The sequence below is a fragment of the Corynebacterium neomassiliense genome (assembly GCF_900626215.1).
In the GTDB taxonomy this organism is placed as follows: Bacteria; Actinomycetota; Actinomycetes; order Mycobacteriales; family Mycobacteriaceae; genus Corynebacterium; species Corynebacterium neomassiliense.
Window position 1 is genome coordinate 93,762 of the sequence record NZ_LR131106.1, and the last position, 11,971, is coordinate 105,732.

General features: G+C 67.7%; 13 protein-coding genes and 1 riboswitch. Of the genes, 6 read left to right on the forward strand and 7 right to left on the reverse strand.

What is annotated here, in order from left to right:
- The first annotated feature begins 39 nt into the window (after window positions 1-39).
- The 4 genes from E0E18_RS00450 (at window position 40) to E0E18_RS00465 (ending at window position 3,391) form a co-directional block, all read left to right on the forward strand.
- Window positions 40-1,062, forward strand: coding sequence for a FecCD family ABC transporter permease (locus tag E0E18_RS00450; RefSeq protein ID WP_066590011.1), 1,023 nt, complete (start codon window positions 40-42; stop codon window positions 1,060-1,062).
- Window positions 1,059-1,859 carry a heme ABC transporter ATP-binding protein gene (locus E0E18_RS00455; protein ID WP_227870997.1) on the forward strand — a complete coding sequence of 267 codons (801 nt, stop codon included), beginning with the start codon at window positions 1,059-1,061 and terminating at the stop codon, window positions 1,857-1,859. Before E0E18_RS00450 ends, E0E18_RS00455 begins: the two co-directional genes overlap by 4 nt.
- A 99-nt stretch (window positions 1,860-1,958) precedes the next feature.
- Window positions 1,959-2,612, forward strand: a complete 654-nt coding sequence (locus E0E18_RS00460; RefSeq protein WP_110482544.1) for a biliverdin-producing heme oxygenase — start codon at window positions 1,959-1,961, stop codon at window positions 2,610-2,612.
- A gap of 122 nt (window positions 2,613-2,734) precedes the next feature.
- Complete coding sequence (locus E0E18_RS00465; RefSeq protein ID WP_066590007.1) at window positions 2,735-3,391, forward strand: hypothetical protein; 657 nt, start codon at window positions 2,735-2,737, stop codon at window positions 3,389-3,391.
- Here E0E18_RS00465 and E0E18_RS00470 read toward each other — a convergent pair.
- Window positions 3,357-4,622 carry a hypothetical protein gene (locus E0E18_RS00470; RefSeq protein WP_237559563.1) on the reverse strand — a complete coding sequence of 422 codons (1,266 nt, stop codon included), beginning with the start codon at window positions 4,620-4,622 and terminating at the stop codon, window positions 3,357-3,359. The two genes, E0E18_RS00465 and E0E18_RS00470, sit on opposite strands and share 35 nt — an antisense overlap.
- A 123-nt stretch (window positions 4,623-4,745) precedes the next feature.
- On the opposite strand from E0E18_RS00470, the gene E0E18_RS00475 reads away from it, so the two are divergent.
- Window positions 4,746-6,074, forward strand: coding sequence for an MFS transporter (locus tag E0E18_RS00475; protein ID WP_110481556.1), 1,329 nt, complete (start codon window positions 4,746-4,748; stop codon window positions 6,072-6,074).
- A 41-nt stretch (window positions 6,075-6,115) separates the two neighbouring features.
- Here the strand turns inward: E0E18_RS00475 and moeB are convergent, their stop codons facing one another.
- The 4 genes from moeB to thiO all read right to left on the reverse strand — a co-directional run bounded on the left by moeB (window position 6,116) and on the right by thiO (window position 9,571).
- Window positions 6,116-7,288 (reverse strand): molybdopterin-synthase adenylyltransferase MoeB, encoded by a 1,173-nt coding sequence (gene moeB, locus E0E18_RS00480; RefSeq protein ID WP_237559564.1) that lies wholly within the window; start codon window positions 7,286-7,288, stop codon window positions 6,116-6,118.
- Window positions 7,285-8,085: a thiazole synthase gene (locus tag E0E18_RS00485; protein WP_066589103.1), complete on the reverse strand. Its 801-nt coding sequence runs from the start codon at window positions 8,083-8,085 to the stop codon at window positions 7,285-7,287. The genes moeB and E0E18_RS00485 overlap by 4 nt, the downstream gene beginning before the upstream one ends.
- 8 nt (window positions 8,086-8,093) lie before the next feature.
- Entirely contained in the window at window positions 8,094-8,318 is a 225-nt protein-coding gene (thiS, locus tag E0E18_RS00490; RefSeq protein ID WP_066589101.1) for a sulfur carrier protein ThiS, read from the reverse strand.
- Complete coding sequence (gene thiO, locus E0E18_RS00495; RefSeq protein WP_130839057.1) at window positions 8,315-9,571, reverse strand: glycine oxidase ThiO; 1,257 nt, start codon at window positions 9,569-9,571, stop codon at window positions 8,315-8,317. Before thiO ends, thiS begins: the two co-directional genes overlap by 4 nt.
- Window positions 9,564-9,671: riboswitch (TPP riboswitch) on the reverse strand. (Overlaps the previous gene by 8 nt.)
- Window positions 9,672-9,689: 18 nt before the next feature.
- Here thiO and thiE point away from each other — a divergent pair.
- Complete coding sequence (thiE, locus tag E0E18_RS00500; RefSeq protein WP_130839058.1) at window positions 9,690-10,418, forward strand: thiamine phosphate synthase; 729 nt, start codon at window positions 9,690-9,692, stop codon at window positions 10,416-10,418.
- Between the two features lie 153 nt (window positions 10,419-10,571).
- Here the strand turns inward: thiE and E0E18_RS00505 are convergent, their stop codons facing one another.
- Window positions 10,572-11,591, reverse strand: coding sequence for a DUF1648 domain-containing protein (locus tag E0E18_RS00505; RefSeq protein ID WP_130839059.1), 1,020 nt, complete (start codon window positions 11,589-11,591; stop codon window positions 10,572-10,574).
- The gene (locus E0E18_RS00510; protein ID WP_130839060.1) at window positions 11,588-11,941 is read right to left on the reverse strand and encodes a GntR family transcriptional regulator; all 354 of its coding nucleotides are present in this window, start codon (window positions 11,939-11,941) and stop codon (window positions 11,588-11,590) included. Before E0E18_RS00510 ends, E0E18_RS00505 begins: the two co-directional genes overlap by 4 nt.
- Window positions 11,942-11,971: the final 30 nt, after the last annotated feature.

Below are 11,971 nucleotides of genomic sequence, written 5' to 3' on the forward strand. Positions count from 1 at the left end.
TCACCTTCCGTGAAATCGCATTCGGAGAACCGGACCGTCCTGGAGCACCGGACGGCGGTCCGCTGGACGACGGTCGGGGTCCTGCTCGTGGTCCTCGTCGTGGCGGTACTGGTCAACCTGGTCCTCGGCCAGTACGCGCTGTCTCCGACGGAGGTGGCACGGGTACTTCTGGCAGGGCCGGGCGACACTTCACTGGAGGGGGGCAACGTCATCTGGCATATTCGTCTGCCTCGGATCGTGCTGTGCCTCCTCGTCGGCTCCGGACTGGCGGTGGCCGGTGCCCTGCTGCAGGGGTTGTTCGGGAATCCTCTGACCGAGCCCAGCGTCATCGGGGTGACCTCGGGAGCCGGTGTGGGTGCGGCACTGTCCATCGTCTTCAACCTGTCTTTCGTCGGGGCGGCGACGACCCCGTTGCTCGCGTCCGTGGCCGGCGTCCTCACCACGGTGGCGATCTACCGGCTGTCCCGGATCCGGGGTGAGGTCCAGGTGCTCACCCTGGTTCTCACTGGAATCGCGGTCAATGCGGTGGCGGGGGCAGCGATCTCCTTCATGATCTTCCTGGCGCCCACGTCGTCGAGGGAGCAGATCACCTTCTGGCAGATGGGGTCGCTCAACGGGGCGATGTGGAGCCAGGTCGCGGTGGTGGTGGTACCGCTGCTGGTGTGTCTCGTGGCGTCCTGCCTGATTGCCGGGCGGATCGACCTGCTGAGCCTGGGGGAGCGGGCGGCCGGGCACGCCGGGGTGAATGTTCCGGCGATGAGGATGTGGATCATCGGCCTGTCCACGGTCCTTTCCGCTCTGGCCGTGAGTTACGCGGGGATCATCGGTTTCGTCGGTCTCATCGTCCCCCATATCCTCCGTCAGGTCATCGGTGCCTCGAACAGGTGGCTTGTACCTCTCAGCGCTGTCGGTGGTGCGGTGCTGCTGCTCATCGCCGATCTGGCGGCCCGGACACTCATTCCTCTGGCAGACCTCCCGATCGGGATTTTCACTGCGCTGGTCGGGGGGCCGACATTCTTCGTCCTTCTGCGCCGGATGCTGAAGAAAGGTGGTGTGGCGTGAGCTCACACGACACTGCACCGGAGCCGCTGCTTGCGGCGGACTCCGTCACCGTGTCTCTCGGAGGACGGGAGATTCTCCACGGTCTGGACCTGGCGGTGTACCCGGGGGAGGTCCTGGGCCTGATAGGGCCCAACGGCGCAGGGAAGTCGACCCTGCTGTCCCTGCTCGCCGGCGACACCGAACCTGACGGTGGCGAGGTGAGACTGCTGGGGAAGAGTTACCGGGAGTACTCGCCGAAGGACGCCGCGCGTGCCCGGGCGGTCATGCTGCAGGACTCGACCGTCTCCTTCGCACACCTTGTCAGGGACGTGGTGGAGATGGGCAGGGCAGCCTGGCCACGGGACCCTGAGGCAGACCGGCGCATCGTCGACGGTTGTCTGGCCGAGGTGGGGATGGACCACATGCAGTTCCGGGAGATCACCACCCTGTCCGGCGGTGAGCGTGCCCGTGTCTCCCTGGCCCGGGTGATGGCGCAGAAGGCACGCTGTGTCATGCTCGACGAGCCGACCGCCGCGATGGATCTCGGCCACCAGGAAAGGACGATGCGCAGCGCCCGGCAGTTGGCTGCCGGCGGGGACGGGGTCATCGTCGTCCTCCACGACCTCAATCTGGCGGCACAGTACTGCGACCGGCTCGCTCTCCTCGAACAGGGACGAATGGTCGCGGTGGGTACCCCGCGGCAGGTGTGCACGGCCGACAGGCTGAGCAGTGTCTACCGGTGGCCGGTCAGTGTCGACGAGGTCGACGGGTCCCTGTGGATCAGGCCGACGCCGGACGCCGTACCGGACGGAGTGTAGGACCCAATCAACCGTTCGGTTGATGTGAAGTCAGGTGACCCTTGGTTAGCCTCGGTGTTGCACGATGTCAGAGGACCCCACTTGACGGAGGAACTGATCATGACCACGGCGTCCACCACCCTTCCCGTCCCCAGTCTGTCCGACCGGCTCCGCGAGGAGACGCGCCAGGCACACGACAGGGCGGAGCACTCCGCCTTCATGGTGAAGCTGCTCGCAGGTGAGCTGGACGCTGACGCCTTCACCGCGCTCCAGGAGCAGGCCTACCTGTTCTACACGGCGCTGGAGGAGGCTGTGTCAGCCTGCGCGGGTGACCCCCGCCTCGCCGGTGTCGCTGACCGACGGCTCGACCGCCGGGCGGCACTTGTCCATGATCTCGGGGTGCTTCACGGCACCGTGGATGCGGAGCCCCTGCCCGAGACTGCCGCATACGTCGCCGAACTGCAGCGCATCGGCCGGGACCGTGACATCCCGGCACTGATCGCCCACCACTACACCCGTTACCTGGGTGATCTGGCGGGCGGCCAGGTGATCGGCCGTCTGATGGGGCGCCACTACGGCGTCCCCTCGGACGGCCTCACCTTCTATGATTTCCCGCACGCCCCGAAACCCAAGGTGTACCGGGACGGGTACCGGGCCGCACTTGACGCCTTGGATCTCACCCCTGCGGAACAGACCGCCCTGCTCACTGCGGCGGGCGAGGCGTTCGCATTCAATTCAGGGGTCTTCCAGGGCCTGGAGCGAACCAGGATGTAACTTCCCGTGAGGTCAGGGTATGCTCACTTCTGTTGTGTCGTCCTCAGGAAAAGTCAGGGCGACGGTGACAGTCCCCGGCCACGGCAGACCGGCAGTCAAGGAAAGGCGGCGGAACAGTGGAGATGAGAGAGACACTGGCGGCGGACGGGCACGCTGACCGTGTCGCCGCCGCCGGAGACCTGGTGGACGCAGTCTCCTCCGCGGCAGTGGACTGCGTGGGCCGCTCCGCCGTGGTCCGCCGCCTCTCGGCGGGTGAACTCCCCTTCGCCGGGCGGGCCGCCTGGTTGGAACAGCACTGGGAGGGGCTCAGGATCCTCCGGGACTGCCCCCTGGTGCCGGTACCCGTACGTCATGAACTGACCACGACCACCGACCGGCTGAACACCGCACTCGACCGCGCCCATGCCGGAGCCCGGTGGCGGGACCGTCATGTCACGATGCCGTCGATGTTCACTTTCCGACGTCACGTCACCTCGCTGAAGGACGCCGGAGATCTTCTCGGTCTCACCGCGGAAGCCCATGTCCGTCTGCTGTGCGCAGGGGTGGGTTCAGGAGTGGCAGGCGCAGAAAGCCACACCCGTTCGACCTCGGCGGTGCGGTCGGTGCTGTGCTCCCTGGTCACCGACGACGAGGATCTGGAGCGGCTCTCCGAGGAGCTCAGCGCGGGTCTGTTCATGGTGATGCAGCACGGCTCCGACGTCTGCCGCGCCTACCAGGGGGCAGGCCCGGACCAGATCTGCGCGGTCACTGTCGCGACGATCCGGCACGCACTGCGGTGAGTGCCCACCATCCTGCCGTGCCGGCGACGAGAAGTACCCCGAGATTTCGCAGCGCAAGGACACCCACCGCCACCGGGGAGGGTGGCACGGTGAGCATCCAGTCGTAGTAGACGGGATAGACGAACGTCGTAAGCAGGGCGGTGGCCAGAACTTCCACGGCGAGTACCGTGACAATCCTCCTCCGGCAAAACACCAGTGCCACCGCTGTAAGAGGTGCCAGCCAGGTGATGTACTGGGGCGAGAACACCTTGTTCGTCGCAATCAGCAGCGCCACCAGGGTGAGGCTGAACGCCAGCGCCTGCTCCGGCGACCAGTCGTCCCGGACCAGTCGGCACACGGCCCAGGACAGGGCGACCAGCACGGTGACCACCGTGGCGACTGTGGCGACCGTCGTCATCGTCGCAGCACCGGGGCCGGTGATCTCGAAACTCTTGGACGCCGCGTAGCTGATACTCCACCGCAGGTCACTGTCGGCGGCGAATGACGCTGCGACCATGACCGGGGTGGCCACCAGCGACTCGATCTGCAGGCCCCTGTCGGACTGGTAGTCCAAGGGGGACAGCAGCACGTCCACCCCTGCCACCATGCCCGTGACAGCCGCCACCACCACCAGTGAGCCCAGGAACCAGAAGACCCGCACCCACGTCGACCGTCGCCGCGCTCCGCCGACCAGTGCCGCACCGAGGACTCCGGGCCACAGTTTCATCATGGTGGCGACGGCCAGGACAACAGTCGCAGCCCGTCGGGCCACCGGCGTGCGCGCGAAGAGCAGCGCAGCGAACACCGCGACGGCCACAGAGGGGAACAGGTCGAGCCGTGACAGTATGATAGGCCCCGACAGGCCGACGAAACCCACCCAGAACCAGGCGGCTCTCAGCCCCCTCCCGCGCTCGACATGAACGAGCCAGCCGGTGAACAGTGCGGAAGTGAGGACACAGAGCGCCATGAACCACCGGACGTAGGCGTCCTCGTCACCGGGGAACAGTGCCACGAGACGGGCGGGGAGCGTGCCGAGGACCGGATACTCGGTCATCGCACCCTCGGCTGTTCCCAGTGCGCCCGAGCGGTAGTACTTGATGTCACCGGTGGACGTGTCGAAGCGGTCGATCCACACCAGAGGGATCGCGTGCGCGAACACCCACGCCAGCCAGAGCACCGGGCGTCGGTGGTGTACCGGGGCGTCCGCGTCCGCCGAAGCGCCGGGCCGGGAATCGGATCTGAGTCGGGTCACGGACCCTGATGGTATCCGCCCCTGGCCCGGGACCGGGTTCCGACACCACCGTGGGGCGGGTGATTTCCATTCCTTCCGTCCCCGGGAGGCGATGCGGTTGTCCCGGGTCTAAGCTGGCTACACGTGCAAGTATCCGCATCCGCCGCAACACCGAACGACCGCCTGACCGGTCGGGCCCTGACCGTCTGGTCTGCGGGCATCCTCGCCTACATCCTGGCGATCACAGGACGCACCTCACTCGGGGTCGCCGGTGTGGAGGCCATGGACCACTTCGGCATCTCGGCGTCCCGGCTGGCGGTCTTCTCCTCGGTGCAGGTGGGCGTCTACGCCCTCGCCCAGATACCCACCGGCATGCTCATCGACCGACTGGGGCCACGCCGGATGCTCGTCGTCGGCGCGCTGATGATGGGCGTCGGTCAGGTCCTTCTGGGCGCCACCGGGTCCTACCCGGTGGCGATTCTCGCCCGGGTGATCATCGGTTCCGCCGACGCCACCGCATTCCTGTCCGTGATGCGGATCCTTCCGGCGTGGATACCCATGCGACGGACGCCTCTGTTCACCCAGCTCACCGGAAGCCTCGGCTACATCGGTCAGTTCATCTCGGCGGTGCCGTTCACCGCTCTGCTCCACGCCCACGGCTGGGAGGTCTCGTTCGTGAGCCTGGGCGCCACCAGCGTCCTTGTCGCTGTCCTGGTCCGGGTGGCGGTACGTGACACCCCGACGCAGCGGGACGGGTCCGTTACTTCGGCGGCGGAGACGGGGAGGCGGGACGGCAACGGTCCCGGCATCGCGGGAGTGCTCTCGTTCGTGTTGCGCCAGCCCGCCTGCTGGCTCGGCTTCTTCATCCACTTCACCCTCATGAGCCAGATCGTCTTCACTCTGCTGTGGGGTAAGCCGCTCATGACCCTCGGCATGGGACTGTCGGACGCCCAGGCCTCTGCGGTGCTGGTGATCAACATGGTGGTCAGTGTGCTGGTCGGCCCGCTGGCGGGGATCATCTCCGCCCGCTCAGGTCGGCGACGGCCCTTCGTCGCGCTGGGGGCCACTGTTGTCGTGGCACTGAGCTGGGTCGTGTTCTTTCTTCCCGACGCCCCCCGAGGGTTCGCCGCGGTGATCGCGATGAACATCATCCTGCCCGCCATGGGCCCGGTGGCGAACTTCGGTTTCGACACTGTCCGTGAGGAAATTGACCGGCGGTTCACCGCCACTGCGACGGGACTGTCGAACATGGGGGGGTTCGTCGCCGCGATGGTCGCGTCCCAGGCGGTCGGTTTCATTCTCGACGCCTCCTCCGACAGCGGAGACTACACCTGGGATGATTTCAGGTACGCCTGGTTCGTCGCCGTGGGGGCGGTGTGGGTCGTCGGCGTCCTCGGACTCCTCGTCAGCAGGCGGGCCATGACCCGCTGGAGGGCGGGCAGGGACGCTCAGACAGTGACTGTGCGGCAGTGACTGGGCGGCGGTGACTGTGCGGCGGTGACTGGGCGGCAACCTCAGTACGTCGGAAGCTCCGGGTGGAGGTCGTGGACCCAGGCGAGAATTCCCCCGTCAAGGTGGGAGGCGTTCTCCTCCCTTGCGGCGAAGTAGGGTGCCGTTGCGTCCATGGCCTGCCCGGACCGGCCTCCGGACTTGCAGTAGAACACCACGTCCCTGCCACGCGCCCGGTCAGGAAGGGCGTCGACACCCCGTTTCATCAGGTCAGCCAGGGGGACGGCCACGGCACCGGGAATACTGACGATGTCGCGCTCCCAGGGTTCCCGGACGTCGACGAGGGCAGCTCCGGTGTCCAGCACCTCTCCCAGTTCTGCCGGGCGTACGGTCGGATGCGGCGCGGCCGCGCAGACTGCGGCAGTGCCGTCGTCCACGGCGGTGACAGGGGGCGCCGCAGGGTCGGGGAGGATCTTCAGCTCGCGGAAGGTCATTGCGAGTCCGTCGTGGATGAGCAGTCGTCCGTAGAGCGGCGTGCCGGTTCCGGTGACCAGCTTCACCGCCTCCGTGACCATCAGTGCACCCACCGTCCCCGGCAGCGAGCCGACGACCCCGCCGGCGGCGCAGCTGGGTACCTCACCGGGAGCAGGAGTGTCGGGGTGCAGGTCCCGGTAGCTGATGCCGTCATGGTCAGGACCGTTCCAGAACACAGACAGCCTGCCGTCGAACCTGAGGATCGAACCCCACACGCACGGGGTGTCGGTGAGTGTGCAGGCGTCCGAGACGACGTAGCGGGTCGCGAAGTTGTCCGCCCCGTCCATGACCAGGTCGTAGGCCCCGATGATGTCCACGGCGTTGTCTGCGGTCAGTCGGGTGTGGTGCTGTTCCACGGTGACGCGGGGGTTGACCCGTGCGACGGCGTCCGCGGCGGACTCCACTTTGGCTCGGCCGATGTCCGGGGTGCCGTGGACGACCTGACGTTGCAGGTTCGACACGTCGACCGTGTCGTCGTCGATGACCCCTATCGTCCCCACCCCGGCGGCGGCCAGGTAGAGCAGGGCAGGGGATCCCAGACCCCCGGCCCCGGTGACGAGCACCCGCGCATTCTTCAGACGACGCTGTCCCTCGGGACCGATCTGGGTGAGGGTGAGGTGACGGGCGTACCGGACGAGCTCGTCCCGGGTGAGCTCGGGGGCAGGGTCGACCAACGGTGCGAACGGCAGGGACTTCGGGTTCACAGTGCCTCGTCCTCCCTGCCGCTCCCGGTGTCGATGCGGCCGTCCATGGGAGAGGACGCCAGGGCGCCGTCGGCCCATGACCGTCTCGGGATTCTGCCGGCGTTGCGGGCCAGGCGTCCGGCCTCCACCGCGAGTTTCATCGCGGTGGCCATCGATGCGGGATCCTGTGCGCGGGTGACGGCGCTGGCGAGCAGCACACCGTCGCAGCCGAGTTCCATGGCCAGCGCGGCGTCCGAGGCGGTGCCCACTCCCGCGTCGAGGATGACGGGCACGTTCGCACGTGCACAGATGAGTTCGATGTTGTGGGGGTTGAGAATGCCCAGCCCGGTACCGATCGGAGCTCCCAGCGGCATGACCGCCACTGCTCCGGCCGATTCCAGTGAGCGGGCGACGGCCGGATCGTCGGAGGTGTAGGCGTACACCTCGAACCCGTCCGCGGTGAGCTGCTCGGTGGCGTCCACCAGTTCGATGACGTCGGGCAGGAGGGTGCGGTCGTCGGAGAGGATCTCGAGTTTCACCCGGTCAGTGCCGAGGGCCTCACGGCCCAGCCGGGCGGTGAGCAACGCGTCCCGTGCCGTGTAGCAGCCGGCGGTGTTCGGCAGGACATCGATCCCCAGCTTGTTGAGCAGGCCGAACAGTGAGGTTCCGGTGGTGGGGTTGAACCGTCGGAGTGCGACGGTGGTGAGCTCGGTGCCGGAGGCGACGAGGGCGTCCTCGAGTACGGTCATCGACGTCGCACCCCCGGTACCCATGATGAGTCTGGATTCGAGGGTGGTGGTTCCGATGGTCAGTGACATGTGGCTGTCTAGCCTCCCTGCATGGCGGTGATGATCTCGACTTCCGCGCCGGCCGCCGGCACGGTGGTGGACCAGCGGCTGCGTGGTACGACGGCAGCGTCGACGGCGACGGCGACGCCCAGCTGGTCGGATTCCGGGTCGTGCCCGGTGATGTCGGCGACGATGTCGGCGACAGTGGTTCCGTCGGCCCACCGGCGGTCGTGGCCGTTGACGGAGATGGTCAGGGCGGTCATGGTGCTGTCCTTTCCCGGGGTGTCCGGTGTCCGTTCGACGGGTCCCCGGATGCAGAGTCCACAACTGCAGGGTCTGCAGTTCTCCGGGGGTCGGTGGCGGCGAGTATTCCGGCGTCCTGTTCAGTCGGTGCGGTTCCGAGTACCAGGCCTGCGGCGAGGTGGCCGCCGAGCGGGGCGAGCAGGATCCCGTGGCGTGAGTACCCGGTGGAGATGACCAGACCGTCGACGCCGTCGAGGCGGCCGATGTAGGGCAGGTCGTCCGGGGTGCCAGGGCGTGCCCTGGCGAGGATTTCGGTGAGTTCGAGGTCAGCTGCCCCGGGGACGAGGACCTGTGCGTCCCGCAGCAGCTGGTAGGCGCCTTCGAGGACGACCCCGTCGAAACTGTCCTCTCGCTCGGTCGCTCCGATGACGATCTCACCGTCGGTGCGAGGGACCAGGTAGACGGGTCGTCCGTCGACCATGCCCCGTACCGTACGTTCCAGCAGGGGAGGACGCCCCGGACGCAACCGGGCACGGAGAATGTCCCCGTGCACCGGCCGGAGTTTCACACAGTCGGCCTCCGGCAGTCCTCCGACCGTGGCGAGGGACACGCCCGGGCACAGCAACGTGGTCCCGGCGGTGATGACGGTACCGTCGTCGAGGCGCACCCCGGTGACAGCGCCGGTGGCGTCCTCACCGGCGCGCAGCACCTCGACTGCCCGCCGTCTCAGGAGGATGAACGGCGGCCCCCCGGCGGCGGCGGACGTCTCCAACGCCTCGATGAGCGAGGGGACCAGGCGGCGGGGGTTGATCTGGTGGTCCCCGGAGACGAGGAACGCCCCCGATATCGTCGGTGACAGTGCCGGTTCCAGGCTCCTGGCCTGGCGGGTGGTGATGCGCTCCACTGTCATTCCGGCGGCCCGCTGGACTTCGGCGAGGTCGGAGAAATAGTCCCTGTCACCAGGGTGTGCACCGATGTCGAGGGTGGGGGTGTCCCGGAAGCCGACATCGTGCCCGAGCAGGTCGGTGAGTTCCGCGACGAGCGGGGGGTACATGGCGGCCGACGTGGTCATCAGGGTGCGCATCGTCGTGTGCTGGTACATCACCTCGCTCACCGCGGCGATCATGCCCGCGGCGGCGCGGCTGGCGCCCATACCGGGTTCAGGGTCCACGACCGTGACCGCCTGGCCTGCCTTGTGCAGGTTCCAGGCGGCGGTGAGACCGGCGACCCCGGCTCCCACGATGACGGTGTCCGGTCCCGTGGATGTGTCCATCAGCTTCCTTTCCTCCGGCGGCATGATCCGCGTCAGGTGTGGACGGTCGACCGGTGCTCCGGTCCTCTCAGCCCCTGCAGGGGCTCCCGTAGTTCGCCTACGGCTACTATTCCACCACATGAGCCTCTCCCGATTCAGCGCCACCCCCGACCGTGACCTGCGTTCCCGACGCCTCGACCAGCTGCGGTCCGCGTCGTTGTACCTGTGCACCCCGGCGAGGGCGGGGCGAGGCGATCTGAGGGACTTCCTGCATGCCGCCTACGACGGGGGTGTGGACATCGTGCAGCTGCGCGACAAGTCCATCGACACCTGCGACGAGATCGCCGCCCTGGAGGTCCTGGCTTCGGTGGCGGAGGAACACGGGAAGATGTTCGCGGTCAATGATCGGGCGGACATCGCCGCCCTGGTGGGGGCGGATGTCTTCCATGTCGGCCAGGACGATCTGACTATCGCACAGGTGCGGTCGCTCCTGGGCCCGGACGTGGTGGTGGGACTGTCCACCCACTCGCTGCCGCAGGCACGCGCCGCGATGGAGGACGCCGAGCTCGACTACTTCTGCACCGGGCCGCTCTGGGAGACCCCGACGAAGCCGGGGCGGGCGGCGACGGGGCTGTCACTGGTGACGGAGACCGCGCAGATGCTGGCTTCGGCCCCGGACCAGTGGCAGCGGGACAAGGTGTGGTTCACGATCGGCGGGGTGAATGCGCAGACACTGCCGGAGGTGCAGGCGGCGGCCGGGGCGGGGGCGGGGGGGCACCCGGTGCGCGCCGTGGGGGTGCGTCCGCTGACTGAGGCCGCCGATCCGCGGGCCGCGGCGGTGGAGCTCAAGGCGACGCTGGGGTGGTGAGCGCTGCAGGGGTCGCGCCGGGTGCCTGCTGCCCGTCCGACCCTGCAGGAACCGCGGCCTTCCCCTCGCTGCCAGTAGTACCGGGACGCGGAAATCAGGTACCTGACTTCCGCCTCCCGGCACTACTGGCGACAGTGATGGGGGACAGGCCGGCTACCGCGGTTGAGTGATTCCCCGGACCGGGACGCCGTAGTGCTTCAGGGTGGACAGTGCGCGGTCGGCGTCTGAACAGGTGACGTCGACGACCCGACGGTTGGTGCGGGTGATCCGGACTCCTGGACCACCGGAGGTGATGAGACCGGTGCCGTTCCCGTTGTGGCGCCAGCCCCAGCCACCCCACTCCATGGGGTTGATTGTGACTGCCTCGGCGTGGGAGATCTCATCGAGGGGAATCTGCTTGTTCGGGATGCCCAGGGCACTGCGGTAGCTGAAGCCACGGCTATCGATGCGCAGCCGCCAGGTGCAACTGGTGAGCATGGCCAGCGCGATGAGGGTGATGAGGACCAGCATCGACCACAGGGGAATTCCGGAGAGGACGCACGCCAGGATCGACACTCCGGTGACCGCGTACAGGAAGGCCTGGACCCACGGGCTCATGGACTCGGTGCGGAACCAGACGACTGATGCGGTGGTGGGCACTCCGAGGTCAGGTACGGAGGTGGCGTCGTCGGGACCCGGGGCGGTGCGAGGGACGGGACGGACCAGCAGAGCCAGCCCCAGTGCGATGACCAGTGGCAGGACAATCGTCCAGACCAGTGTGGTGCTGCTGAGGGAGGCTTCGGCAGGGTCATCGATTCCACGCTGATCCATGATTATCCGTACCTGGAGGACCATCAGAAGAGAGACGGTCCAGGCCATCAGACCTGTCGTGAACCGAGCTGCGTTGCCGACGGTGGCACCACCACGGGTGAACGCGGCGAACGTCGCCAGCGTGAGGACGGCGGACGCGGTGGCCACGGTGATCAGCGACCACGGAGAGGACGTGCTGTCGGCCTCGCCACTACCGGAGAAGTGCGTCGCGACGGTGTCCGGTACATCTCCCAGCAGGAGCACGGTCCAGGCGAATCCGGCGACGATGATCAGCGCCAGAGAAACTGTCGTCCTGAGGAGGTAGCGGCGCTGGGCGCGGAGAATCTCACTGCTGTCCGGGGAGTCGGTCAATGTGGTGGTCATGAGAGGCCTTTCTCGGTGAGCATGCGGGTGATCTGGGACAGGGATGCTCCGGTCCTGCGGGCGGCGAGGACGAGGTCGGTGACGGCGGCATCGACCAGGTCGGGGCCTGGCGCGGGGTCGAGGACGACGGCGCCGCGCCCCCGGCGGAGTTCGATGACCCCGTCATCGCGCAGGGCGCGGTAGGCCTGCAGCACCGTGTTGCGGTTGAGGTCGAGGGAGGAGGCCAGTTCGCCGGCCGGGGGCAGACGGTCGCCGGGGGAGAGTTGACCTGTCGTGACCTGGTCGGTGACCTGCCGGACGATCTGGCGGTACAACGGCGCCGGGTCCGAGTGGTCGATGACGATCAGCATGATTCAAGGCTAGTACAACTAGTACAAATA